At 66.0% G+C, this 24572-nt stretch carries 19 protein-coding genes and 2 pseudogenes; 6 read left to right on the top strand and 15 right to left on the bottom strand.

Annotated features, from left to right (window positions below; translation table 11 throughout):
- Window positions 1-137 precede the first annotated feature (137 nt).
- A complete protein-coding gene (locus AC3IT0_RS09930) occupies window positions 138-887 on the top strand; it encodes a DUF4982 domain-containing protein (RefSeq protein WP_489323765.1) in 750 nt (249 codons plus the stop codon).
- A gap of 358 nt (window positions 888-1245) precedes the next feature.
- Here the strand turns inward: AC3IT0_RS09930 and AC3IT0_RS09925 are convergent, their stop codons facing one another.
- Window positions 1246-2283 (bottom strand): hypothetical protein, encoded by a 1038-nt coding sequence (locus AC3IT0_RS09925; RefSeq protein WP_489323517.1) that lies wholly within the window; start codon window positions 2281-2283, stop codon window positions 1246-1248.
- A 325-nt stretch (window positions 2284-2608) separates the two neighbouring features.
- Window positions 2609-2998, bottom strand: a complete 390-nt coding sequence (locus AC3IT0_RS09920) for a heavy metal-responsive transcriptional regulator (RefSeq protein WP_489323764.1) — start codon at window positions 2996-2998, stop codon at window positions 2609-2611.
- 185 nt (window positions 2999-3183) lie between these two features.
- On the opposite strand from AC3IT0_RS09920, the pseudogene AC3IT0_RS09915 reads away from it, so the two are divergent.
- Window positions 3184-3684, top strand: a pseudogene (locus AC3IT0_RS09915) (NAD(P)/FAD-dependent oxidoreductase); the annotation flags it as partial.
- A gap of 354 nt (window positions 3685-4038) precedes the next feature.
- Here AC3IT0_RS09915 and AC3IT0_RS09910 read toward each other — a convergent pair.
- The 6 genes from AC3IT0_RS09910 to AC3IT0_RS09885 form a co-directional block, all read right to left on the bottom strand.
- A complete protein-coding gene (locus AC3IT0_RS09910; RefSeq protein ID WP_489323516.1) occupies window positions 4039-4503 on the bottom strand; it encodes a pyridoxamine 5'-phosphate oxidase family protein in 465 nt (154 codons plus the stop codon).
- 181 nt (window positions 4504-4684) lie between these two features.
- Window positions 4685-5932, bottom strand: coding sequence for an MFS transporter (locus AC3IT0_RS09905; protein ID WP_489323515.1), 1248 nt, complete (start codon window positions 5930-5932; stop codon window positions 4685-4687).
- Between the two features lie 12 nt (window positions 5933-5944).
- On the bottom strand, window positions 5945-6742 hold the full coding sequence (narI, locus tag AC3IT0_RS09900) for a respiratory nitrate reductase subunit gamma (RefSeq protein ID WP_489323514.1): 798 nt from the start codon (window positions 6740-6742) through the stop codon (window positions 5945-5947).
- A 2-nt stretch (window positions 6743-6744) separates the two neighbouring features.
- Window positions 6745-7365: a nitrate reductase molybdenum cofactor assembly chaperone gene (narJ, locus tag AC3IT0_RS09895; protein WP_489323513.1), complete on the bottom strand. Its 621-nt coding sequence runs from the start codon at window positions 7363-7365 to the stop codon at window positions 6745-6747.
- Complete coding sequence (gene narH, locus AC3IT0_RS09890) at window positions 7362-9071, bottom strand: nitrate reductase subunit beta (RefSeq protein ID WP_489323512.1); 1710 nt, start codon at window positions 9069-9071, stop codon at window positions 7362-7364. The genes narJ and narH overlap by 4 nt, the downstream gene beginning before the upstream one ends.
- Window positions 9071-12784, bottom strand: coding sequence for a nitrate reductase subunit alpha (locus AC3IT0_RS09885; RefSeq protein ID WP_489323511.1), 3714 nt, complete (start codon window positions 12782-12784; stop codon window positions 9071-9073). The genes narH and AC3IT0_RS09885 overlap by 1 nt, the downstream gene beginning before the upstream one ends.
- Before the next feature lie 144 nt (window positions 12785-12928).
- Here AC3IT0_RS09885 and AC3IT0_RS09880 point away from each other — a divergent pair, with 144 nt between their 5' ends.
- From AC3IT0_RS09880 to AC3IT0_RS09870, 3 genes are all read left to right on the top strand, one after another.
- A complete protein-coding gene (locus AC3IT0_RS09880; RefSeq protein WP_489323510.1) occupies window positions 12929-13354 on the top strand; it encodes a pyridoxamine 5'-phosphate oxidase family protein in 426 nt (141 codons plus the stop codon).
- 282 nt (window positions 13355-13636) lie between these two features.
- On the top strand, window positions 13637-14107 hold the full coding sequence (locus AC3IT0_RS09875) for a pyridoxamine 5'-phosphate oxidase family protein (protein ID WP_489323509.1): 471 nt from the start codon (window positions 13637-13639) through the stop codon (window positions 14105-14107).
- Window positions 14108-14443: 336 nt separating this feature from the next.
- The gene (locus AC3IT0_RS09870) at window positions 14444-15526 is read left to right on the top strand and encodes a tellurite resistance/C4-dicarboxylate transporter family protein (RefSeq protein ID WP_489323508.1); all 1083 of its coding nucleotides are present in this window, start codon (window positions 14444-14446) and stop codon (window positions 15524-15526) included.
- A 624-nt stretch (window positions 15527-16150) separates the two neighbouring features.
- On the opposite strand, the gene AC3IT0_RS09865 is transcribed toward AC3IT0_RS09870, so the two are convergent.
- The 5 genes from AC3IT0_RS09865 to AC3IT0_RS09845 form a co-directional block, all read right to left on the bottom strand.
- Window positions 16151-16963 carry an ExeA family protein gene (locus AC3IT0_RS09865; RefSeq protein WP_485838618.1) on the bottom strand — a complete coding sequence of 271 codons (813 nt, stop codon included), beginning with the start codon at window positions 16961-16963 and terminating at the stop codon, window positions 16151-16153.
- Window positions 16960-18423: a DDE-type integrase/transposase/recombinase gene (locus tag AC3IT0_RS09860; protein WP_489323507.1), complete on the bottom strand. Its 1464-nt coding sequence runs from the start codon at window positions 18421-18423 to the stop codon at window positions 16960-16962. Before AC3IT0_RS09860 ends, AC3IT0_RS09865 begins: the two co-directional genes overlap by 4 nt.
- Window positions 18424-18471: 48 nt before the next feature.
- Window positions 18472-19137 (bottom strand): helix-turn-helix domain-containing protein, encoded by a 666-nt coding sequence (locus AC3IT0_RS09855; RefSeq protein WP_489323506.1) that lies wholly within the window; start codon window positions 19135-19137, stop codon window positions 18472-18474.
- Window positions 19138-19409: 272 nt separating this feature from the next.
- Window positions 19410-20102 carry a transposase gene (locus tag AC3IT0_RS09850; protein ID WP_489323505.1) on the bottom strand — a complete coding sequence of 231 codons (693 nt, stop codon included), beginning with the start codon at window positions 20100-20102 and terminating at the stop codon, window positions 19410-19412.
- Window positions 20099-20533, bottom strand: coding sequence for an IS110 family transposase (locus AC3IT0_RS09845; protein WP_489323504.1), 435 nt, complete (start codon window positions 20531-20533; stop codon window positions 20099-20101). The genes AC3IT0_RS09850 and AC3IT0_RS09845 overlap by 4 nt, the downstream gene beginning before the upstream one ends.
- Window positions 20534-21271: 738 nt before the next feature.
- On the opposite strand from AC3IT0_RS09845, the gene AC3IT0_RS09840 reads away from it, so the two are divergent.
- Window positions 21272-22489: a globin domain-containing protein gene (locus AC3IT0_RS09840; protein ID WP_489323503.1), complete on the top strand. Its 1218-nt coding sequence runs from the start codon at window positions 21272-21274 to the stop codon at window positions 22487-22489.
- A 219-nt stretch (window positions 22490-22708) separates the two neighbouring features.
- On the opposite strand, the pseudogene AC3IT0_RS09835 reads toward AC3IT0_RS09840, so the two are convergent.
- Together AC3IT0_RS09835 and AC3IT0_RS09830 are read right to left on the bottom strand one after the other, a co-directional pair.
- A pseudogene (locus AC3IT0_RS09835) lies at window positions 22709-22915 on the bottom strand (alcohol dehydrogenase catalytic domain-containing protein); the annotation flags it as partial.
- A gap of 177 nt (window positions 22916-23092) precedes the next feature.
- Window positions 23093-24472 carry an MFS transporter gene (locus tag AC3IT0_RS09830; RefSeq protein ID WP_489323502.1) on the bottom strand — a complete coding sequence of 460 codons (1380 nt, stop codon included), beginning with the start codon at window positions 24470-24472 and terminating at the stop codon, window positions 23093-23095.
- Window positions 24473-24572 lie beyond the last annotated feature (100 nt).

Genomic DNA, 24572 nt, shown 5'->3' with positions numbered 1-24572 from the left:
AAGCTCGTCGAAGAGAACCCGCACGTCATCGGCGACTACACGTGGACCGGCTGGGACTACCTCGGCGAATCCGGCATCGGCCGGGTGAGCTACGCCGACGAAAGTGACGGCAAACCCTCGTTTTGCGCGCCCTACCCGTGGCTGGCGGCGTGGTGCGGCGACATCGACATTACGGGCCACCGTCGACCCGCCTCCTATTACCGCGAGACGGTCTTCGGCCTCCGGAACGAGCCCTACATCGCAGTCCAGCGCCCCCAGAACTACGACCGCGAGTACAACTCAGGACCCTGGACCTGGACCGACTCCATCGCCACTTGGAGTTGGGACGTACCTGCAGGGTCCCCCCCCCCCCCCCCCCCCCCCCCCCCCCCGTCAGGGCGGAGGTTTACAGCGACGCAGACGAGGTGGAGCTTCGCCTCAACGGACGCACCATCGGCCGTGTGCCCGCTGGCCGCGAACACTCGTTCCGTGCGGACTTCGAGCTCTGCTACGAACCCGGTGAGCTGCTCGCCGTCGTCTACGTGGACGGTGTCGGAAAGGGCCGCACGATGCTCCAGTCGGCGGCCGGTGCCATCAGCCTGGCTGCGGCAGCGGACCGTTCGGAACTGCGGGCCGACCACTCGGACCTCAGCTACCTTGAGATCGAATTCCGCGACGGCGACGGCAACCTCGCCAGCCACGTGGATCGCCTTGTCACGGTGACGGTGGATGGCGCTGGGGTTTTGCAGGGCCTTGGCAGTGCGCGTCCCGACACACGAGGGAGCTACACCGCGGCGAGCCACACCTCCTTCGACGGCCGACTGCTGGCCGTGGTCAGGCCCACCGCAGCGGGCGCGATCACCGTGCACATCAGCGCTGACGGATTTGAGCCCGTCCCGTCAGCCTGACCGCCTCGGCTACCGACGCCGGTGAAGCCGCTGAGCTTGGCAACGAGGTCGCCGCCCTGGCCTGACGCCCGGGCACCCGTCTCCAGACAGAAGCGGACGACGGCGGGCCTCCCGCCGTCGTCCGCTTCTTCCGTCAACCTGATTGGGATACTGATGTGGCGGTGCCGGGAGGGGACGCTATCGAAGCGGAGGGTTAGGCCGCGCTCTTGTCCTTGGAGTGCGGCTGGCGCCAGTGGCCAAGTGTCGTCCTCGAACCGGGCTGTTTCGATCAATTTCGCGCCCGGGCGCAGTTGACGACTTCGCAGTATTAACGTGCCGTCCAGTGGTGTGCGTGCGGGTGACAGATTGGTGCGTGTACTCATGGATGCTCCCATGTGGGCTCGACGAGATCGAGGAGGCTGTCGCTGGGTTTCGACTGTTCGGCCCGGTGGACCTCCGCCTCGGTGAACTTCGGCAGCACCTCATAGCGGATCGCCGCCCAACTCGATCCGTATCGCTTCCACCAAGCATCCTCGCTCATTTGACTGCGACGAGTTTCAAGGGCATCGAGAAGGCTGAGCAGCCTCGGTAAGTGGTCGTCAGTGACCACACAATTGCCGCAATGGAAGCAATCCAGAAACGATGCTCCGCAGCGCCTCCCTGTCAATGGGTGGTGCTCATGGTCCGAACAGCTTGTCCACGCGGTACCGACCCCATCCGTAGCAGACTGCTGATCGCCGTCGACCGACTTCACGCGAATCTGCAAGGTCGTCGCGCCGTGGGCAGCCAGTGCGCGCCGATGTGCCGACCACGCAGCCTGCTCGACTTCGACAAGGGTCTCTGCGACGAGGTCGCGGGCCCAATCGATCGTGCTGTGGTCGCCGGCGAGGTAGCTGCTGAACAGCACCCCTGTCGTATTTGTACGCGCGGCCGAGGGCAAGTGGCCGCCCATCTGTCGGGTGCGGCGGACATCGACGCTCGTTTTGAGCCGGTTGAAGTCCAGTCTTAGGAGCGGAGACTCTTCTGCCGCGTCACCTATTGCCGGGTCTGCCTTGATGCCCAGCTCGCGCACCCAACGCTGGTGTCGCAGGCTGGCATCCAAGGCCGCCGCGAATGGGCTGCGGCAGCCTTCTCCAACGCCTGGCCCGTGGTGGTACCAGACCGCCCAGAACGACAAATGCTCATCGATGAGTTCCCGCGCTGGGGCCATCAGTCGATGCAGAAGGAGGTATACCCCTCCGGGCGTGGTCAGTTCCTTCCGGGGTGGCCCGATCTCCCACGTCGCGGTCTGGTGCCAGCGCCCAGCGCCACGCCGGCGCTTTGTTACTTCTACCTCCACCGCAAGCCCGTCGATGATGCGGTGCTGCGCCGGGAGGTCTTTGATCACCTCGATGTTCCAGCCCGTCATCGCGACCAACAGGACGAGGAGAGGAGTTAGATCCCTGCGGGTGACAAAGACCTGCTCTGCGACCCTTCTCCTCGCTTCGGTTAGCCGCGGCGCTGGAACGTCCTGCAATGGAACTCTGCCTGTCGTGCGAGCAACTTCAATGAGCCGCCGCTCCTCCTCGTTGAGGTCAGGCGGTGGGGCGGCGAGCCGGTCCCGCAGGGCAGCAACCTCCCTCCGAGCGGCAGCAACTATTCTTGCCAGCTCGCAGTCCGAGTACCCCGACCGAGGAGTGGAGCGAAATCCCTGGTGCGGTCGCAGACTGTCCCGGCCGACTGACAGGCGGTGGAGGTGGTTCTCAGAGGTAGCTGCAGATGCGGCCGGGATCGCAGCTTGCGGCGGTCCCGGCCGCGGCGCTGGCCTGGAGCCCGGCGACGGCGGAACGGAGCGCCCTCAGCTCGGTAATCTGGTCATCAAGGTCGGCCAACTGCCCGGCGAGCAGTTCCTGGACGTGAGTGCACGGAGTCTCTCCGGCGTCTCGGAGGGCCGGAATCTCCCGGATCTGCGCCAGGGCCAGCCCTGCTGCTTGCCCGCGGCGGATGAATTCAAGCCTTGTCAAGGATTCCTGGCTGTAGTCCCGGTATCCGTTGCTGGAGCGCTTTCCGGCAGGCAGCAGGCCGCTTTCTTCACAGAAACGCAGAGTCTTCGCCGTCATGCCGGCCGCTGCCGCCGCCTCACCTATACGCATCATGGACCTCTGTCCGTGGAGCCGCGAACCTGCCTGCCTTGACATTCCAGTGTAGGGGAAGGTTGAGAATGAGAGGCAGGCATCTGCCTTCGGCTGAGGGTGGGGGCGAAAAGTATCCGGGGGCAGCGTCGGGCATCGCACGGACAGCCGGCGTCAGGACAACTGGAGGTTTCATGACCGGGGCCAGGATCTGGGCCGCCGGCGACGTGACCGGCCACCGTGAGTTCGTATACGTCGCCGCCGCCCACGGAACCTTGATGGTGGAGAACGCGTTTAGCCATGCCGGCCGCGAGGTGGACTACCGGCATCTGCCCAGGGTTACGTTCACCGGCCCCGCCCTTGCGGCCGTGGGGATGACCGACAAGGAAGCCAACCAGGCGGGCATCCGGTGCACCTGCCAGGTCCTGCCCCTGGAATATGTCCCCCGCGCCCTGGTGAACCGTGACACCCGAGGCTTCATTAAGATCGTCGCCGATGCCGATACCGGACGGATCCTCGGCATCACCGCCGTCGGCAAGGAAGCCGGGGACATCGCCGCCGCAGGGGTCTACATCCTCGAGGCCGGAATGACCGTCGAGCACGTCGCGAACCTCTGGAGCCCCTATCTGACCATGGCCGAAGGCATCAAAATCACCGCGCAGTCGTTCACTACCGATGTCTCCAAGCTCTCGTGCTGCGCCGCCTGATCCCTTGGGCCAGCCGCGAAGCTCCTACACCACCGATTTGTTCACCGGCGCCTTCATCATCTACTATGCATCCCGCGAGGCCCGCCGATGCAGTCCCGGCCCAGCCACTCCTTAATGCCTGGTGCAGCTGTTCAACGTTTCAGGTGCTCTCCGAGGTTGGCATTCGGTTCATAGCCCGTCAGCAAGTAATGATGCGGCCCCAGCCTCAGGTTTCGGGGCGATAAATGTATGTCGGGCAGGATGATGCCATGGACAACGTTGGCGAGCTCATTCGGCCCGATCGTCCGACGGGCGCCGATACCGCCGCCTGGCCGGGAGCACGGCAGCCCCGGCAGGAGGAGGGCTTCCTGTCCCCTATTCGAAGGAGGAGCGCCGGGAATCGTTCTGTCGCGTGTTCCACAGGTCGGGCTTTTTCACCTTGAAGCGGCGTCCGGTCAGTGCCCGCGGCGTCAACCGGATGTAGTTGTCTTTGGCTCCGGGTTGCCACGGCTCAAGGTGGAGTGCGTCCACCGCTGCCTTCTCTTCCTGGCTGCTGATAACTTCCGTTTCGCCCCTCGCGACAACGCTCCAGGCCTCTTCGTTCCGGGAATCGTAGCCGTCGATCTCCAAAGCTGCTGGCCTGCCTGCATCTGCACCCCATAGCTTGGTACCGCCGGCGCTTCGGAAAACGATGCTCCGTCGCTCCAGGACGTAGTTCACAGGGAAGATCTCCGGGTGATCATCGACAATCAGAGCGAGCCGCCCGACGATGCCGGCCGCCAACAGCTCCCAGCAATCGTCGTAGCTAAGGTTGCCCTCCGAGGGCTTACGGGTCTCCATGAATGCCACGATACCTGCACCCGCCCATGGAAATCTGCGGCAGAGAGAGAATTCAGGCAATCATGGATCTGAGTTCAATTGCTTTGGGACCTCGGCGCCTTTTAACACCTGAATCATCGGTCAAGCAGGTCATGAATGACCCCGATGTTCGAAGTCGTGCCTCGGTTGCGCTGTCGATCCCCTATTGTCGCCGGCCGCCGGCGCCTTTCAAACCCTCCGCGGTTGCGGGTGGAGGCGGGGAGCGGACGCTGACGATGGTGAAGGCGAACGCGATCAGGGCTGTCACGACGAGCAGCATGAGTCCGATGAAATAGCTGTTGTCCTGGGCGTTGTAGGTGGCGCCCATGATGAGCGGTGGGAAGTAGCCGCCCAGGCCGCCGGCGGCGCTGACGATGCCGCTGATGCTGCCGACCTTGCCCGGTGGTGCGAGCCTTCCCACCCAGGCGAACACGCCGCCGGCGCCCAGACCGAGGGCGGCGGCCATGGCGACGAAGGTCAGGCCGGCCGGGATTTCCCCGCCAGGCCTGAGGTTCACGATGTAGGCGAGGACGGCGACGCCTGCCAGTGAGACGAGAACGACAGGTTTGGATCCGAACCGGTCCGCCAGGACGCCGCCTGCGGGGCGGAAGATGACTGCGGCCAGGGCAAAACCGGCGGTGCGGGTGCCTGCGGCGGTGGGGTCGAAATCGTAGATGTCCCGCAGGTAGGTCGGCAGATAGGTTGCGAAGGAGACGAAGCCGCCGAAGACCAGGGCGTACAGGAAGCACAGTTTCCAGGTGACGGCCAGCCCTGCCGCCTCTTTGAGTTTGGGCAGCACCGGGGCTGTGTTCTTGTGCCAGTCCGGGGCCTCTTTCAGGTTGAACCAGACCAGGACCGCCATGGCAACCAGAAGTGCGGCAATCAGGAGGTGCGTGGCCAGGTAGCCGATCCAGTTCACCAAGCGTGGGGTGAGGAAGGCCGCGAGGGCCGTACCGCCCATCCCGGCGCCGAAAACGCCGGTGGCGAAGCCGCGCCGGGCAGGCTCGTACCAGGCGCTCACGAAGGGGATTCCAACAGCAAACACGGTACCGGCAATCCCTAGCAGCAGTCCGGCGCCCAGGACCACGGCATAGGAGCCGAGAATGCCGCCGAGGGCTACGAGCAGGACGGGCGGGACACTGCCCAGCAGCACGAGGGTGAACATGATCCGTCCGCCGAAGCGGTCGGTCATGGCCCCCATCACTATCCTGCCCAGGGAACCGACGAAGATGGGCATGGCGACGAGAACGGCCGTGGACGTGGGGTCCAGTTCCAGTTCCTGGGTGTAGCGGGCACTTAGCGGAGCGACAATGTTCCAGGCCCAGAAGGCCGTCACTGAGGCGCCCGTGGCCAGGGCCAGGTTCCGGCCCTTGCCGGTCCGTGTCTGGCTGGTGGAGGTGTGGTCTGCCATGGTTGCGGTCCCTTACCTTCCCCGGGAGTCGCGGTCCTTGGTGCCCACGGGTGCCCAGCCGCGTTTGACCGGTGTGCTCGCCGGGCTGCCGGCGTCCCGGGTGCGGTACACGATGTAGGGGCGGAAGAGGTAGTGCAGCGGTGCGGTGAAGGCGTGCACGAGGCGGGTAAAGGGCCAGATCATGAACAGGGCCATGCCGACCAGGGTGTGCAGGTGGAAGGAGAAGGGCGCGGCGGCCATCGCGGCGATGTCGGGCTGGAAGATGAACAGGGACCTGAACCAGGGCGAGACGGTTTCGCGGTAGTTGTGGCCGTGTCCGCCCAGGAACACGCTGGCCAGGGTGGTCCAGAGCCCGAAGATGATCGCCGCCGTGAGCACGACGTACATGAGTTTGTCGTTTTTGGTGGTGGCCATGAAGACCGGCCCGGTGGTGCGGCGGCGGTAGATCAGTAGGATGATGCCGCCCAGCGTACCCACCCCCGCTATCCCGCCCACGAACAGGGCGTTGAAGTGGTAGAAGTCCTGGCTCATCCCCACCGCCTGGGTCCATGCCATGGGGATGACCAGGCCGAAGAAGTGCCCTGCGATGACCGCCAGCAGGCCGAAGTGGAACAGCGGCGACGCGATGCGCAGCAGCTTCGATTCGTACAGCTGGGAGGATCTGGTGGTCCAGCCGAACTGGTCGTACTTGTAGCGCCAGACCAGCCCGCCAACCAGTACCACCAACATGACGTACGGCAGGACGCCCCAGAGCACGATGTCCAGAGCGGAGAGTTCGACGGCGGCGGCTTCAGTTTGGGACGCGAGCATGGTCAGGCCCCCTTCACGGGCAGCAGGCGGGGATCGTAGGGGTCCAGCCCCACCGCTTCGGTGGGCGGCCCGTAGCCGGCCATCCGCATCACGGCCTGTTCGTCCGCCGGCGACTTCCCGGGCAGGGTGGCGCAGATCGCCTGCAGAATCCGTGCGTGCGGCAGCTCGTCCCGGAGCAGTCCGAAGCGGAGCATCTCCAGGCTCGCCCGGAAACGGGTCAGCAGCTCGCGGCCGGCCGTGAGGTCCACCACGGCCGCATACTCCAGGACCATCGGCAGGTAGTCGGGCAGTTCCCCGTGGGTGTCCACGAGGATGTCGCTTTGCCGGTACGTCTTCTTGAAGTTGCCCAGCACCTCGCCGCGGCGCCGGGTGTCACCGTCCGTCCAGTAGGACAGGTGCAGGGCATGCCGCTTGCCGAGGTCGAACTCGCGCACATAGTGGGCCTGGACCTCCATCGGCGGCGTGGACTCCAGCCGGTCCAGGACCTCCGCGAAGTCAGCCACCGCCCCGGGGAACTCGGCCAGCGCGGCTCGCATGAGCGGCACCCTGCCGATCAGTTCGTCGTCCGGGTAGGACAGGCACCAGGCCGCCGCGAGGTAGACGACCTGCTGGCGCCGAGTCATGGTTGTCCCCCGGCCGGCGGGGTCGCCGCGGGGCTGCCGGGATTCACGGGCAATGGTTTTTCCGGGAACAGCCCGGCCGGAGCCCCAGTGCCGTCCCAGTTCAGCAGGTTCACCCTGCCGCGCAGGGTTGTCTCGCCGGTCGCGGAGCCCGAGGTCTGCCGGTCCCGCAGCGCGTTGAAGGTTTCCACCGCCACCGGGACGGGCCTGCCGCTGGCTTCCCCGAACGGGGAGGAATCCTGCATGCCCGGGCCGCCGTCGAAGTCCAGTGAGCAGCCCATCTCCTCTAGGTCGTGGGCCTGTTCCACGTGTGCCTTCGGGATGACGTAGCGCTCCTCGTACTTGGCGATCGCCATCAGCCGGTACATCTCGTACATCGTCTGCCCGTCCATGCCCACGGCTTCCGGAATGGAGTCGTCGGGATCGTTGCCCATGCTGATGCCGCGCATGAAGGAGCGCATGGCCGCGAGTTTCTTCAGCACCGCGGTGACCCGGTCGGCGTCCCCGGCGGTGAAGAGTTCCGCGAGGTATTCCACGGGGATGCGCAGCGCGTCGATGGCGCCGAAGAGGTTGCCGGCATCCTCGCCGTCGTGCCCCTGGTCCCGCAGCAGGTCCACCACCGGGGACAGCGGCGGAACGTACCAGACCATCGGCATGGTCCGGTATTCGGGGTGCAGCGGCAGGGCCACCTTGTAGACCTTGGCTAGGGCATAGACCGGGGAGCGCCGGGCGGCGTCGATCCAGTCCTCCGGGATACCCTGGGCCCGGGCCTCGGCCTGGACGGCGGGGTCGTTCGGGTCCAGCAGCACGTCCATCTGGGCGTCGTAGAGCTCCTGGGGGTCCGTGACGGACGCCGCCGCGGTGACGGCGTCGGCGTCGTACAGGAAGAGCCCCAGATACCGCAGCCGGCCCACGCAGGTTTCCGAGCAGACCGTGGGCAGTCCCACCTCCACCCGCGGGTAGCAGAACGTGCACTTCTCGGCCTTGCCGGTCTTGTGGTTGAAGTAGATCTTCTTGTATGGGCAGCCGGTGACGCACTGGCGCCATCCGCGGCACTTGTCCTGATCCACCAGGACAATCCCGTCCTCCACCCGCTTGTAGATCGCGCCGGACGGGCACGAGGCCATACAGGAGGGGTTCAGGCAGTGCTCGCAGATCCGCGGCAGATAGAACATGAACGTCTGCTCGTACGCGAACTTGATCTTGTCCTCGGACTCCCGGCGGACCTTCTCCACGATCGGGTCCAGGTGGCCGTTCTCGGTGGAGCCGCCGAGGTCATCGTCCCAGTTCGCGGACCAGGTGATCTTGGTGTCCTTGCCGGTGATCAGCGACTTGGGCCGGGCCACCGGAAAATCGTCGCCCAGCGGCGCGTCCACGAGGGTCTTGTAGTCATAGGTCCACGGCTCGTAATAGTCCTTGAGCTCGGGCTGGACCGGGCTGGCGAAGATCCCGAGGAGCTTCTTGACCCGGCCGCCGGCCTTGAGGACAAGCTTGCCGCGCTTGTTCAGCTCCCAGCCGCCCTGCCACTTGTCCTGGTCCTCGTAGCGGCGTGGGTACCCCTGCCCGGGGCGGGTTTCGACGTTGTTGAACCAGACGTATTCCGTACCCGCACGGTTGGTCCAGGCCTGTTTGCAGGTCACGGAACAGGTGTGGCAGCCGATGCATTTGTCCAGGTTCATGACCATGCCCATTTGAGCCATGACACGCATCAGTACTGCACCTCCTGGGAACGACGGCGGACGGTGGCAACCATGTCGCGCTGGTTTCCGGTGGGGCCAAGGTAGTTGAACGCGTAGGCCAGCTGGGCGTAGCCGCCGATCAGGTGCGAGGGCTTGACCAGCAGCCGGGTCACTGAGTTGTGGATGCCGCCGCGCCGTCCCGTGGCCTCGGACTTCGGCACGTCGATGGTGCGTTCCTGCGCGTGGTGGACGTAGACCACGCCGGCGGGCATCCGGTGGCTGACAATCGCCCGGGCCACGAGGACGCCGTTGATGTTCAGGCACTCCACCCAGTCGTTGTCCTTGACCTGGATGGCCTCGGCGTCCGCGGGGCTCATCCAGACGGTGGGGCCGCCGCGGGACAGTGAAAGCATCAGCAGGTTGTCCTGGTATTCGGAGTGGATGGACCACTTGGAGTGCGGGGTCAGGTAGCGGACCACCACCTCCATGGCCCCGTCCTGGCCCAGTTTGGGTTCACCGAACAGCCGGTGCATGTCCAGGGGCGGCCGGTAGATCGGCAGGGCCTCGCCGATGTCGATCATCCAGTCGTGGTCCAGGAAGAAGTGCATCCGCCCGGTCAGGGTATGCCAGGGTTTGAGCCGTTCGACGTTGATGGTGAACGGGGCGTAGCGGCGGCCGCCGGTCTCGGAGCCGGACCATTCCGGCGAGGTGATCACCGGGACCGGGCCGGCCTGCGTCTGGGCGAAGGTGATGAATTTTTCCTCGGAGCCCTCGGACAGGTCCGCCAGTTTCCGGCCGGTGCGGAGCTCCAGGTCCTTGAAGCCCTGCACGGACAGCGCGCCGTTGGTGGTGCCGGAGAACGCCAGGATGGCCTCGGCCATTTTCGCGTCGGTGTCGATCGCGGGTCGGCCGTCAGCGGCGCCGCCGAGCATCACCCCGTTGGAGCGGCTGAGCCTCTCCAACGGGCCCTGGAGTTTGTAGGTGACGTTCTTGACCGTGAAGCCCAGTTTGTCGGCGAGCGGCCCGACGGCGGCGAGTTTGTCCGCGATGGCGGTGTAGTCCCGCTCCACCACGGAAAAAATGGGCATGTTCTGCCCCGGCACCGCAGGGATGGACGTGTCCCGCCAGTCCCGGACGATCCCGCCGGGCTGGGCGAGTTGGCCGGGGGTGTCGTGCTGCAGCGGCACGCTGACCAGGTCCCGCCGGACACCCAGGTGGATCTTGGCCATCCGGGAGAACTCCTCGGCCAGCAGGTGGAACATGTCGAAGTCCGTCTTGGTCTCCCACGGCGGGTCGATCGCGGGGGTGAAGGCGTGCACGAACGGGTGCATGTCGGTGGAGGACAGGTCGTGTTTCTCGTACCAGGTGGCGGCCGGGAACACGACGTCCGACAGCAGCGTGGTGGAGGTCATCCGGAAGTCCGCGGAGACCAGCAGGTCCAGCTTTCCTTCCGGGGCCTGCTCATGCCATTTCACGTCCTTGGGCTTGAGCCCTTCGGCGTGGTCCTTACCCAGGACGTTGTTGTGGGTTCCGAGCAGGTTCCGCAGGAAGTACTCATTCCCCTTGGCCGAGGAGCCGAACAGGTTGGAGCGCCACAGCACGAGGGTCCGCGGCCAGTTCTCCGGGGCATCCACGTCCTCGATCGCCGGGTTCAGGCTACGGTTCTTGAGCGCGTCCGCGATGTAGCTGGGGGTGTCCTTCGCGGTGCCGGCGGCGACGGCGGCCTCCGCCTCGTCCGCGAGGTCCAGCGGGTTGCGGTCGAACTGCGGGTAGAACGGCATCCAGCCGAGCCGCGCGGACTGGGCCAGCGCGTCCGCGGTGTGCATGCCGTCCAGGGCTCCCGTGGAGAGCGGGGATTTCAGCGCGTCCGCGGAGTAGCCGTCCTGGCGCCACTGGTCCGTATGCATGTACCAGTAGCCGGTGCCGATCATGGTCCGCGGCGGCCGGGACCAGTCCAGCGCGTTCGCCAGCGACACCCAGCCGGTGGCGGGCCGGGTCTTTTCCTGCCCCACGTAATGCGCCCAGCCGCCGCCGTTGCGGCCCATGCAACCGGTCAGCATCACCAGGGCCAGCACCGCCCGGTAGGTCGTGTCGCCATGGAACCACTGGCAGATTCCGGCGCCCATGATGATCATCGACCGGCCCTTGGACTCTTCGGCGTTGCGGGCAAACTCGCGGGCCACCCGGATGCAGGCCTGCGCCGGGACGGACGTGATCTCCTCCTGCCAGGCCGGGGTGTAGGGCGTCGAGGCGTCGTCGTAACCGGCGGCCCAGTCCCCCGGGAGCCCTTCGCGGCCGACGCCGTACTGGGCCAGCATGAGGTCGAACACGGTGGTGACAAGCCGGCCCTCGACCTCGAGGACGGGCACTCCGCGCCTCAGCACGCTGCCGGCCCCGCCGGCGTCCTCGAAGCACGGCAACAGGATCTCCGCGCTTTCCCCGGAGACCTCGCGCAGCGACAGTGCGGGCTCGATCCCCTCGAGGTCCAGGTTCCATTTGCCCTCCCCGCTGCCGGAGTAGCGGAACCCCATGGAGCCGTTGGGCACCGCGGGCAGGCCGGTTTTCTTGTCAAACAGGACGGTGCGGAACGCCGCGTCCTCGGCCCCGGACTCGGCCGGGAGGTCCTTGGCGGTGAGGAACTTCGACGGCGTGAGGGAGCCGTCGTCGCGCCGTTCCAGCCGGACCAGGAACGGCAGGTCCGTGTACTGCCGGACGTAGTCGGAGAAGAACGGCACCTCACGGTCGATGAAGAATTCCTTGAGCATGACGTGCCCCATCGCCATGGCCAGCGCCGCGTCGGTGCCGGCCTGTGCGGGGAGCCATTCGTCGGCGAACTTCGTGTTGTCCGCGTAGTCCGGGCTGACCGTCACCACCTTGGTGCCGCGGTAGCGCACCTCGGCCATCCAGTGCGCGTCGGGGGTCCGGGTCACGGGGACGTTGGAGCCCCACATCATGAGGTAGCCCGCGTCCCACCAGTCGCCGGATTCCGGGACGTCGGTCTGGTCGCCGAAGACCTGCGGGCTGGCCACGGGGAGGTCGGCGTACCAGTCGTAGAAGGACGTCATCACCCCGCCGATCAGCTGAATGAAGCGGGTTCCGACGGCGTGCGAGACCATGGACATCGCGGGGATCGGCGAGAAGCCGGCGCACCGGTCCGGCCCGTAGGCCTTGATGGTGTTCACGTGCGCGGCGGCGGCGATTTCAATGGCTTCCTGCCAGGAGACCCGGACCAGGCCGCCCTTGCCGCGGGCCTGCTGGTAGCGGCGGCGCCGTTCCGGGTCACCCACGACGTCGGCGAAGGCCAGCACCGGGTCACCCAGCCGGGCCTTGGCCTCACGGTACATCTCCACGAGGACGCCCCGGGCGTAGGGGAACCGGACGCGGGTGGGCGAGTAGGTGTACCAGGAGAACGCCGCCCCGCGCGGGCAGCCACGCGGCTCGTATTCAGGGCTGTCCGGCCCGACCGTGGGGTAGTCGGTCTGTTGCGATTCCCAGGTGATGATGCCGTCCTTGACGTACACCTTCCAGGAACAGGAGCCCGTGCAGTTCACCCCGTGGGTGGAGCGGACCACCTTGTCGTGGCTCCACCGGTCGCGGTAGAAGATATCGCCCTTCCGGCCGCCCTGGCGGAACACGGCACGGCCATCGTCGGTTTCATCCCATTTCGTGAAAAAACGGCCGAACTTCAGCAATGCATCCGATGCGGGTCCATCCAACCCCGCCCCAACGTCTTCGGCAACCATGCCAACACCCTAGGGGCAACCGGGCCGGAGTGCCACGGTTTGGGGACAACAAATACAAACACGTGCCGGTAGCCGAAGGAGAAAGTGTAAGTGGAAGCACCATTTTCCTTTACATTGCTCGGCCAAGGTTAGAAGGATGTAACCATGATGTTCTCCAATGAAGACCCCGTCCTTGTCCTTGATGATGAGCAGTGCTGGAAGCTGCTGCAGAACACCCAGCACGGGCGCCTGGTCCTTAACGCCGCCGGTGAGACCGATATCTTTCCCATCAACTACCGCGCACATGACGGCCTCCTGCTGCTGCGCACGGCACCTGGCACCAAGCTTGCCGAGCTGACCATCAACGAGAACGTGGTATTCCAGGCCGATGGCATCACCTCTGACGAAGCCTGGAGCGTAGTAGTCAAGGGACGAGCCCGGGTCCTTGAGCACAGTTCGGACATTGCCGCCGCAGAGGCACTGAACCTCAAGACATGGATCCCAACGCTCAAGGACTTCTATGTGGAAATCAAGCCGTCGCATGTCAGCGGGCGGCACTTCAACCTAGGTGAACAGCCAGAACGCATCTGACCCGCACCACTGCCCCGCTCCGTGTTGGATGTTCTGCCCGGTTTTCTGAGTGATCTTCAGCTTCACCGCGACCTCCGTCCCGGCGTCTTCAGATAGATTCCGTGGTATCCCATTCGGAGCAGCACACTCTGCGAGGTAAGCAGCACTAAAAGCGCAGGATTTGCGCACCCGGGGAATTCGGGGCCGGCCGGATTGGATACCTGATTTCGAGGATACCCCGCCCCCCGAACAGTCAATTCTCCGCCCTGTCACTTCGGAGCTAGTGAGCTTAGGATCGACGGTATGGAGAATGAGCAGGCGGCGCCGATGACAGAGGTGCTGGAAAATCAGGAGTGCTTGAAACTCTTGCGACAGGTGTCCGTGGGCCGCTTGGCAGTGTGGCTTGACGACGGACCGGGTATTTTTCCTGTCAACTACACCGTTGATCATGGAACGGTAATTTTCCGGACAGGGACGGGGACAAAGCTTAATGCCGCTCTGGCTGGTTTTCCGGTGGCCATGGAAGCTGACGGAGTTAATCCGGAGACAGGAGTGGCCTGGAGCGTGGTGATCCGTGGAAAGGCCGAGCTTCTGACAACAACGGATGATGTTCTCAGCACATTCTCACTGCCTCTCTTTCCATGGCAAGCCGGTAAGAAGGACCATTTCGTGCGTGTGGTGCCGCATTCCATCTCAGGACGCCGATTTACCGTCGCGCCCCCCGGCATGTGGTGGACCCCTAATGAAGGCGCCAAGCGCTCAGCCACTGAGTAGGCAACCATGGGTCCCATACCATTCCCCGCCCCAGTGAGCCGACACTGCCGGCCGGCGGCTAGCATTCCCACGGAGGGCCGCATATACCCATCCCGAAAGGCCCACCAACAGTCGACAACCAACCTGGCCCAGTTCTTCGTCTGAGATCATGTTGGGCCGGACACACCGCCGTTTCCACTGTCCCCTCGGGGAATTTCCCGCCCTGTCATTGATGATCCAGATCGCCGGGGGTGGACATGGGGGCTTTCCGGTGGTGCTCCAAGGCTACGTGGCAGCCCGGACACGACGGGACTCGGGCCTCGTCACACATGCGGGATGCCACCTAAGCTTGGGGCCATGACCCCGGCCGCACACGCCCCGAGTTCCTTCGGTTCCCGCGTCGCCGAGGCAGTGCAGACCCTCACTCCGGGGTATTTCGCCCTCACTATGGCCAGCGGGATCATTTCGGTGGGGCTCGAACTCGAAGGCTTCCATGCGCTCTCGGCCGCACTCCTCGTGGTCTGCGCGGTCTCCTACACAGTGATTCTCGTGCTCAGCCTGGTGCGTCTGGTCAGGTTCCGCGAGGATATGCGCCGCGACTTCATGGACCCCGGCCGTGCGTTCGGCTTCTTCACCTTCATCGCCGGGACGAATGTGCTCGGCGTGCGGCTCGGGATGTCGGGGTGGCCGGCTGCGGCAGCGCTGCTCCTCGTTGTCGCAGTGCTCGCCTGGGTGGTGCTCGGCTACATCGTGCCGTGGACGGCTGTACTGGGCCGGGACAAGAGGCCCGTGGTCAAGGACGCCAACGGCACGTGGTTCATCTGGTGCGTGGCGAGCCAGTCCGTGGCGGTCGCGGCGGCATCCGTCGAGCCCCTCTCCGGGACGCACTGGCGCGCGGTGTTGGCGCTCGTGGCCGTGGTGGCCTGGTCAGTGGGGCTCATCCTGTACGCTGCTGCGGGGATCTTCGTCTCGCTGCGGCTCAAGACCTACCCCATCAGGCCGGAAGACCTCCGCCCGCAGTACTTCGTGGCCATGGGTGCCATGGCGATCAGCGTCCTCGCCGGCGCGCGGATCGTCGAGATGGCCGGCGCACCCATGGTGGACGCGACGCGGGGGCTCGTGGCCGGTTCGTCCGTGGTGTTCTGGTCTTTCGCCTCGTGGCTCCTCCCCGTGCTCGTCGCGGCGGGGTGGTGGAGGCATGTGATCCACCGCGTGCCGCTGGCCTTCGAGCCCGGGCTCTGGAGCGTCATCTTTCCCCTTGGCATGTACGCCGTGGCAGGCATCTATCTGGGGCGCACGGAGCATCTGCCCATTGTCGCTGTGATCGGCCGCGCCGGGCTGTGGGTGGCTGGCGCCGCCTTCCTCGCCACCTTTGCCGGGATGCTCTGGCACCTGTGGGCCACACTCGTGCGCCCCGGACTGCGGCACCGAACGCGGTAGGGCACGGCTCGACCGCGGCTATGTCCCTGTGGCGGGACACCAGACGGAGTGACACTGACCGCCCGGTCCTTCCAGACGCCCTTTCGCTCGGGACCACCGCCACGGGCACGACCAGGAGCGAAGCCCACATGCCTGCCCCCGGCGTGTCCGGGTCGTTCACGATGGTGTGAGCCAAAATGAGCTGAACTGCTGAGGGACAGCAAACACCAAACACCGCCACGTAACAAACACCATCTGGCGGACACCACCGCCCTCATCAACTGATATGTAGGAAGGTTTGTCAAGGGGCAGTGGTGAGCGGCTCCCAACTTCTTTGGTGGGGGCCGCTGGTTGGGGTGCCCGTCCGGGTGTGGCGGTCGTGCTGGCGAGTCTTGTATTCGACTGGCAGTGTCAGACTGATATTCGCGGGTTGGGTTACCGCATGACGATTGTTCGGCTGGGGCGTATCGCTGTCTAAGCTCGGGCAGCAACGGCCCCATGGGTGTTAGGCGTCGCGTTATTTGACGATGGCGGCGTCGGTTTCGGTGACGATGGGCCGTGCACGAAAACGCCCCGCGGGCTTTTCCGGCGGGGCGTTCGTCGTCGGCCTGACGTGGTGGCCGTCATTGGTGACGGCGGGTTTCCCTACTCGCTGTTCTCGGTGATCGCGGATTGGGCGGCGGAGAGGTCCACGATGGCCTTGTTGCCGGCGTAGGTCGCGATCAGGGCGGAAACGGCGAGGTTGTTGACCGCCCGCGGGTAGCCGCGTGATGCCTGGTGGATCGCGGCGACGGCGTCGTCGGAGAACAGGGTGTCGGATCTGCCGGCGAATTTGAGGTGGTGGCGGATGTAGTCCGCGGTCTCGGCCAGGTCCATGCCGTTGATCGCGAACCTGGTGGAGATCCTTTGGTCCAGGGCGGCCAGGACCGCGAGTTTGAGCCGGCGGCGCAGGGTGGGCTGGCCGACGAGCAGCAGCGCGAAGTGCGAGCCGGTGTCCATCCCGGTATTCGTGAGCATCCGCAGGGACTCAAGCTCGGTGTTGCCGAGCAGGTGCGCCTCGTCGATCACGACCACGGGCAGGCGGGCGCGTTCGTCCAGTTCCCCGGCGAGCAGGGACGCGGTCTGGTGCGCGAGGACTCCGGAGTAGAACGCTGGCTGCCCGCCCAGGGCGGTGACGATCTGGGACTGGATGCCGCGCATGCCGATCGTGGGGTCCGCGATGTAGATGACCTGGTGGCGGGATGCTTCGAGTTGTGCCAGGGCTGCTCTGACGGCGACGGTCTTGCCGGCGCCGACCTCGCCGGTGACCACGCCCATCTGGCGCTGGGCGACGCACCATTGGATCCGGGCGACCGCCTCGCGGTGCCCGGGGTGGGGGTGCAGTGCCTGGACCGGGATGGAGCGGCCGAAGGGCATGGCTGTGAAGCCGTAGTGGGATTGCAGGTTTGAGATGCTCATTGGGGTCCTCCATTGGTTCCGGTCGCGCCGACGCCGGCGGCCATTTTCTCGAAGCTGATCGGGGCGCCGGTCAGGGTGGTTTTGTGGCGGGTTTCGACCAGGCGCAGGTAGTCGATCCCGGAGCCTGCGTTCCTCGCGCCGGTGTCGGCGTCTTTGGCGGCGTTGACGGCTTTGGGGTGGACGTGTCGGCGGATCTCGAGCAGGACCGCTTCCCCGGCAGGGATCCCGCCGGCGGCGGTCACCGCGACCGGGCCGGTCAGATCGAACGGGTCATAGACCAGCTCGATGCGGGTGCCGGCGAGCATGGGGTCGACCTGGTAGGTGTTGCCCTGCAGGGACACCGTCGCGGTCTTGGTGACCTTGCGGGTCACGGACCAGCGGAACGCTTCGGCGATCACGTCCGGATCCCGGCGGTCCGGGCGCCGGTTTTCCCAGCCCGCGTCCCAGCGGGCCAGCGGCGTCATCGCGGTGGTGGAGTGAACGGTGCGGTGGTAGACCATCTGCACCCAGGAGATGAATAAGGCGTTCAGCTCCGCCAACGAGGTGATCGCGGTCCCGTCGGGATCCTCTCCGGGGTTCCCGACCGGGCCGGTGCCCGGAACTTTCGTCTGGACCGGGGCGTCGATCACGGTGATCTCGGAGAGGAACTGGGAGCTCACGGTGTTGAAGAAGCGCTCGATCTTGCCCCTGCCCTGGGGCCGGTAAGGCCTGGAATGGATCAGCTTCATGCCCAGCCGGGCGCAGATCCTCGCCAGTGACGCGTCGACAAAGGCAGACCCGTTGTCGACATAGGCCGCGTCGGGGATTCCGTGGGTCTGCAGGGCCGGGCGCAGCGCGGCCGAGAGGCGGACGGCGTCTTCGGCGAACGCCCAGCGGGCCGCGGTGACCAGGCGGGAGTGGTCGTCCAGGAACGCGAACAGGTAGGTTTTCCGGCCGCCGATCCGGGGACCGTGGAGCCCGTCACCGACCCAGATCTCGTTCGGCCGGGTTGCTTCGAACCGGCCGGTGGCCTGCGCGGGCGTGCCGGTGGGGATGTCCAGGGTGCGGAAGTGGCGCAGCAGTGTCGACTCGGACGGCGCGTCGCCCAGGGTCTCGGTCATGATCCGCCGCACCTGGGCCGCGGTGCGGTGCGGACGCTCCAGCTTCAGCGTCGCTGCCAGTGACAGCACGGTCTCCGGGGTCACCGGGCCGGCGGCCCTTTCCCGCGGCTTGAGTCCGTCGAATCCCTCGCGCTGCCAGGCGCTGATCCACCGGTCCAGGGTCTCGCGCGAGTAGCGCACGGCCTGCCCGGACGGGCCGGTGTGCTCTGCGGCAGCCAGGGCACGGACCATGGGCCCGCGCTGGCGGGAAGTCAGCGACGTGTCCGCGGCATCGCGGATGAGCTGATAGCGGAACAACGCGATCTTTTCCGCCCGGTCCTTGCGGGCCAGGGGACCGCGGTGCGGCTCGGATTCCGTCATGGGTCATTGTCCTTTTCAAGAGGTCAGGAAACGATGGCCCCGGCAGGATCAGCCGGCGCTCCTCCCACCCTTACCGCCCGGGGAACCAGGCATAAGGGCCAGCTCGTGTTGGACCCGGTCCTGCCATCGGCCGGCGCTGAAGAAGAACGGACCCGCAACGGCGAGCCCTGCCGTTTGCCACGCCACGGTGGCGACGGAAAACCGGGCCGCGAGCACGCCCGCATACGCCACTACCGCAGCCAGCGCCCGGCCGGCCGGTGCCGGGGCGGCCGCGGGCCAGAGTCCGGCCGCGTCCGCGCCGTCACGGTGGGAAAGGGCGGTGAACACTTCGGCGATCGGGCCGGCGGAAGCGGCGAATGCGCGCAGCCAGCCGCGCACCGTGGACGCCGGTCGGCCCAGCCGCGCCGCGATCACCCGGTACCCTGCCCCGCTGGCAGCCTTGGCCTCGATGGCGGAGGCGATCACTTCGGCCGTATCGGCCCGCCGGGCCGCCAGATCCACGCCCAACAGCACATGCGTGGCCGAACAATCCGCGCATCGCCCCCGGCGCGGACGCCCGCGCACCAGGGCCAGGTCCGTGCCGGTGCCGTGCCGGATCAGTCGTTCCCGTGCCCAGCCCCACGGCCGCAGCCTGCCCCTGCACCCCGGACAGGCCAACCGCCCGCCAGCCAGATCCGACTCGACAGAGACAGCCTCATGATTTACCGTGAGCATCGGCGCGGCCTTTACGCGTCAGAACGGCCGGCGTGGTGCTTCGAAACTCTCACGCCGGCCGTTCGCCTTATCCGGACGTCGTCAGCCTGACGCCGCCGACGGCACTAAATCAAGACACCGCGGGAAAAACCTGCATCGTCATCGCCAGAGACGCCCCTACCGCCAAACACTGCGACGCGTAACACCATGGGCCGTGTGCTCATAGTTGGGTCTCGAGTTAGCCCCAAAATGCTGCCACGTCACGCCCGCCACGCGTCCGGAGGGCACGTTCTTTACGCCGCGTTCATGCGCTCCCCCTGCGCGTGGTCGCCTTGCTGGAGGGGTGCGGCCAGGGACCAGCACCAGCCGGCGAGTTCCCTGGCGATCGCGGTGTTGGCCGTGACGGTTCTTTTCTTGCGGGCGTCGAAGACTTCCCATTTGTGGTGGAGCCTGTGGTTGCCTTCCAGGGCCCGGATCCGGGTGGCCGGGCCGACCAGGTCCAGCTGCCGCAGCAGGCGCAGCCCCGGCCTGGCATAGGGCCGCCGGTGCTGCCAGGCTGCCTCCACCAGGAGCTTGCGTGCGTATCTGCTGCCGGCCTTCGTGATCGGGCCCTGGTGCCGGGATTGACCCGAGGACTGCTCGCTGGGCACGAGACCCAGGTAGGAGCCGATGGTGGCGCCGGTGAAGCGTGTCCAGTCGCCGATCTCCACGGCGAGCCCGAACCCGGTCGTGACCTCGATACCGCGCAGGCACATCAACGCGTTGATCACCGGCGTGTAGTGGCAGTCCTTGGCGACCGTTGCGACGCGCTGGTCGATGCGCTTGAGGTGCGCGGCCAGCAGTTCGGCCTGTTCCACGTTGTCCTCGTAAGTGAACTGCAGCACCGGGGAGTCGAAACGCTGCCGGTGCAGCCACGCTTGGTGCTCCTGGGTCCACTTCGTCTCCTTCGGGTAGCGGATGCCGTGGCGGAGCAGGATCGCGTTCACGTGCTGGCGGGGGCATGGGCGAGGTTCTTCGCTGCCGTGGCCCGCAGCCGGGACAAATCCCGCAGGTCCTCCTGCTCCCGCGTCGGGACCCGCACTTCCGTGACTTGGCCCAGGGCGAGCATTTCCGCCAAAAGCCGGGCGTCTCGCTTGTCCGTTTTAATCTTGTCTCCCGGTGCACGCAGCAGCTTCGAGGACGCAGCCACCACACAGTCAACGCCGGCCTCCCGCAGGAAACGGGCCAGGAAGTACCCGGTCGGGCCCGACTCGTACACGGTCTTCACCGGCGGCTCGAAGCGGCGGACCCAATCCAAAACGACCGCCGGGTCCGAGTCCATCTGCATCCGGACCAGTTCTCCGGTGTCAGGATTCAGGGCACAGCCGACAACGGAAACTGCGTGAACATCGAGCCCAATAAACGTATGCTGAAACATAGCCGGGACCTCCCAAAACTCACATGTGGCACTACCAATGCAACTCTCACGAAGGCCTCAAGCCAAGAGGTTGTTCACTGGCAACCCACGGACGCTGTGAAACAGAAGGCCCCGGCCCTCACCAGCCGGGAGTCGGCTCCCTGTCGTCCGGATACAAGGACATTTCCGCCGGGCGATAGGCCCCGCGGCGCCGCCCACCAACACGACGGAAACCCGCCAGCATCAAGCCGGCGCCGCAGGACCGGCCCGGCGACAATGGCCGCCCCGGACGGACAGGAAACCCAACCACCCTCACCTCATATCGTCTAAGCGCAGGGGCCAGCTATAACCGTCCCGGTGGCCCCACCAGCAGTTCTCACAACCAGGCGAGGTCGCCACCTTCAGCGAGAACTTCCACGCGATCACCCGCTGCCATGACGCAGGCGTCGCAGTGCCCTGCGCTCCTCGTCGCTGCAAGGAGCGCGTCGGTTGGAGCCTCATCGCCGGGAGGGCACGTCGTGCCTGTGCGGTGGTCGGCAGGACCTGGCCGCCCCGGCCAGGAGCTTCGGAGCGAAGCCGGCCCTCGCCAGCGTCGCCACCCGGCGGAAGTCGGGTGCCTTCCAACAGGCGACACGGTCTTAACATGTACCGGGTACCGTTGGTCGGAAATTTCAAGGCCTGTTCGCCCTGCCGGTCCGATGTTAGGTTGAAGCAGGCGCCACCCGCCGTCATTGTCCCCGCGCCGGAGGAGGCCAGGAAATGCTGTCTGATACGTCCCTTCCCGTCATCAAGGCCACCCTTCCGGTGGTGGGCGAGCACATCCAGGAGATAGCCTCGCGGTTTTACACCCACATGTTTGAAGGGCACCCGGAACTGCTGGACGGGCTGTTCAACCGCGGAAACCAGGCCGACGGACGCCAGCAGCAGGCTCTGGCCGGGTCGATTGCAGCCTTCGCCGGTTTCCTCGTCAACGACCCCACCCACCTTCCGGACCATCTGCTGTCCCGGGTCGCCCACAAGCACGCATCCCTGGGCCTGCACCCGGAACAGTATCAGGTAGTCCACGACAACCTGATGTGGGCCATTGTGGACGTGCTCGGCGATGCTGTCACTGCCGAAGTCGCGGCGGCCTGGGATGAGGTTTACTGGCTGATGGCCAACATGCTGATCAACAAGGAGCGCGGCCTTTACAGCGCACTCCGGCTCAGCCCCGAAACTATCTGGCGGACCTGGCGGGTAGCGCAGAAAATCCAGGAAACCGCGGACGTGGCCACCTTCATCGTTGAACGCACGGATGAACGTGACGTCAAGCCTTCACTGCCGGGCCAGTACGTGACCGTCAAGATGAAGATGCCCGACGGCGTCCAACAGCCCCGCCAGTACAGCCTCACCAAAGCCGACGACGGACTCCACCGCCAGTTCGCCGTCAAGCGGGTCCGGACGCCCGGTGCGCCCGACGGAGAGATGTCCAACCTCCTCCACGACTCCGTGAACGTTGGAGACGAGGTGGTTCTCTCCGCACCGTTTGGCGACGTGGTCCTGGAGTACACCGACCGTCCCGTGGTGCTCGCCAGCGCCGGAATCGGCATTACGCCGATGGCAGGCATGCTGTCCCACCTGGCGAAAGCGGGTGCGCAGCGAAGGGTCCTGTTCCTCCATGCCGACGACTCCGCCGAGTCCTTCGCGCTGCAGGAGCAGGTAACACAGGACCTGAAGAAGCTGCCGGACGCCCACATGGCCACCTGGCTCCTGACCGCGCCCGGTCCGATCGAAACGGCAGCCGGCGACCGCGACGTGTTCTCGGGTTTCATGGACGTCCGTGAAGTCGACCTGCCCGAGGACGCCGAGTACTACCTGTGCGGGCCGGTGGTCTTCATGCAGTCCGTACGCACAGCTCTGATCACACGCGGTGTTCCGCCAAAGGACATCCAGTACGAAGTCTTCGGTCCGGACCTGTGGCTCGCCGACTACCAGTAGATTACCCGTCTGGCAGTCTAGAACGTCACTTCCTGCTGGTGCGAAAAGTCCGGCCGGCGGGGCTGGGCGAGAGTCAGGCGCTGGGTTGGCGTTTACGACAGGGTGGATGTAATAGTGCGTGCCGAAGGCGGCGTGGAAATGGGGTGCTTCGGACGGCTGTTTGCCAAAGAATTCGTAGGCGTTGTCGCAAAGGTTCGGCTGCCCGCCCAGGCAGCGGGCGCACCGGTCACAGGTCTGGAAGTAGGTGGCGACGATCCGGTCTCCGGGGCTGAGGGGCTGGCCGGCGTTGTCGGTGGGGCGGCCCTCGCCGATGGCGGCGACAGTGCCGACCATTTCGTGGCCGAGGCCTCCGCTCTTCTTCACGGGGTGCTTGCCGTTCCAGATGTGCAGTTCGGAGCCGCAGACGTTAGCGCGGGTCACTTTCATCAGGATCGCACCGGGACCCGGGGCGGGGAGGGGATACTCGGCGTAATCGAGTTCCCGGGGGCTGGTCATGACGGCCACGCGGCCGTAGGCGGTGTCAGGCATCGAGGGTCTCTTTCCGTTGGAAGGCAGTTGCCGGGGGCACGTCGGCGCCCCGGCAACTGCCTGGTCGTGGGGTTGTTAGTGAGCTGTCTCGTCGGCCGGGGATCCCCCCGCGGCGGCCGGGATGTGGACGGGGTCCGCGACGTGCTGGTACTTGCGGGAGAACAGGACCGCGACGCCGGACAGGACGCAGGGAATAGCTCCGAAGAGGAACGCGGCCATCGCCCAGTTGCCGCCGTTGGAGAGCAGGGTGGCGGCCAGTGCGCTGGAGAGGATCGCGCCGATGGGGCCGACCGCTGCGACGAAGGTTGCGCCGCGGCCGCGGATGCGGGTGTCGTAGCTTTCACCCACGAAGAACAGCACGCAGGAGTACGGTCCGATGAGGAAGAACGTTCCGAGGCTGTAGAGGGCGACGACGGTCCAGAAGTCGCTGGGTCCGAAGATCATGGCGGTGAACACGATGCCGCCGGTGATCCAGCCGAAGGCGATGACGTTGCGGCGCCCGAACTTGTCGCCGAGGAATCCGTGCGTGAGGTAACCGAGGTAGGCGATCAGGTTGGACATCAAGAGGATGGCCAGGGAGTTGGTGAAGGAGACGTTGTGGACGCTGACCAGGACGGTGGTGCCGAGCACGCTGAAGACCTGGACGGGAAAGTAGTTCAGGATGTGGCCCAGGCCCAGGGCCAGGGTGGTGCGCAGGCTCCGGCCGCGGAAAACGTCCGCGAGGGTGCTGCGGGTTTCGTGCTCTTCGATCCCGAGCGCGGCGGAGAGGTTTTCCGCATCGTCATGCTGGCCGGCTTTTTGGAGTTGCCGGATTTTCTGGATCGATTCGAACTGCGGGGATTCGCGCAGTTTGCGGGCCAGCGCCGCGACGATCAGGGACGGAACGGCGGCGAAGACGAAGCAGCCGGCCCAGCCGATGGTGGGGAGCAGGACAGCGGTCAGTGCGGCGGCGAGGATGGCGCCGATGGGCCAGCCACCCTGGACGAGGGAGTAGATGAAGCCTTGGCGCTTCTTGATCCGGGGGTCATCGGACGCGCCGTAGAGCTCGCTGAGGTAGGCGCCGTTCACGCCCTGTTCGGACAGGCCCAGGCCGCTGAGGGACCGGATGGCAACGAGGACGGCGACCGGGACGACTCCGCCGAGCGCGGTCAGGGCCGAGGCGATGCCTGCTCCGGCGGTGGTGAAGGCGAGCCCGGCCTTGCGGCCGAACTTGTCGACGACGGGCCCGGCGAGGAGGCCCATGCCGACGGCGCCGACGGACATCCAGGTGACCATGGTGGCCTGCTCGGCTTCGTTCATGCCGAGTTCCTTGCCAAGTTCGGGCAGGAGTGTGCCGAAGAGGATGAAATCGTAGACCGCGAATGCCCAGGCCAGGAAGGCCAGGATGGTCGCGAATTTGATCTGCCGGTTGGTGACGTGCGCCGGCCGCCAAGCCGTGCTGTTTATTGAGGACATGATCCAGCTCCATTGATGGGTGCGGAGGAATGTGATGTGGATTACAACTGTTTTTGGGCGTGACTGCCTACGGACTTGGCGGCAGCAGGGCCCTGCAGTG

The sequence above is a fragment of the Pseudarthrobacter sp. KH_020_B genome (genome assembly GCF_057840185.1).
This window is presented reverse-complemented; position numbering and strand designations above follow the sequence as displayed.

Coding starts and splice junctions, on each gene's coding strand:
- AC3IT0_RS09920 (WP_489323764.1), bottom strand. CDS start 2,998: ATGCGTATAGGTGAGGCGGCGGCAGCGGCCGGCATGACGGCGAAGACT.
- AC3IT0_RS09910 (WP_489323516.1), bottom strand. CDS start 4,503: ATGGAGACCCGTAAGCCCTCGGAGGGCAACCTTAGCTACGACGATTGC.
- AC3IT0_RS09905 (WP_489323515.1), bottom strand. CDS start 5,932: ATGGCAGACCACACCTCCACCAGCCAGACACGGACCGGCAAGGGCCGG.
- narI (WP_489323514.1), bottom strand. CDS start 6,742: ATGCTCGCGTCCCAAACTGAAGCCGCCGCCGTCGAACTCTCCGCTCTG.
- narJ (WP_489323513.1), bottom strand. CDS start 7,365: ATGACTCGGCGCCAGCAGGTCGTCTACCTCGCGGCGGCCTGGTGCCTG.
- narH (WP_489323512.1), bottom strand. CDS start 9,071: ATGCGTGTCATGGCTCAAATGGGCATGGTCATGAACCTGGACAAATGC.
- AC3IT0_RS09885 (WP_489323511.1), bottom strand. CDS start 12,784: ATGGTTGCCGAAGACGTTGGGGCGGGGTTGGATGGACCCGCATCGGAT.
- AC3IT0_RS09880 (WP_489323510.1), top strand. CDS start 12,929: ATGATGTTCTCCAATGAAGACCCCGTCCTTGTCCTTGATGATGAGCAG.
- AC3IT0_RS09875 (WP_489323509.1), top strand. CDS start 13,637: ATGGAGAATGAGCAGGCGGCGCCGATGACAGAGGTGCTGGAAAATCAG.
- AC3IT0_RS09870 (WP_489323508.1), top strand. CDS start 14,444: ATGACCCCGGCCGCACACGCCCCGAGTTCCTTCGGTTCCCGCGTCGCC.
- AC3IT0_RS09865 (WP_485838618.1), bottom strand. CDS start 16,963: ATGAGCATCTCAAACCTGCAATCCCACTACGGCTTCACAGCCATGCCC.
- AC3IT0_RS09860 (WP_489323507.1), bottom strand. CDS start 18,423: ATGACGGAATCCGAGCCGCACCGCGGTCCCCTGGCCCGCAAGGACCGG.
- AC3IT0_RS09855 (WP_489323506.1), bottom strand. CDS start 19,137: ATGCTCACGGTAAATCATGAGGCTGTCTCTGTCGAGTCGGATCTGGCT.
- AC3IT0_RS09845 (WP_489323504.1), bottom strand. CDS start 20,533: ATGTTTCAGCATACGTTTATTGGGCTCGATGTTCACGCAGTTTCCGTT.
- AC3IT0_RS09840 (WP_489323503.1), top strand. CDS start 21,272: ATGCTGTCTGATACGTCCCTTCCCGTCATCAAGGCCACCCTTCCGGTG.
- AC3IT0_RS09830 (WP_489323502.1), bottom strand. CDS start 24,472: ATGTCCTCAATAAACAGCACGGCTTGGCGGCCGGCGCACGTCACCAAC.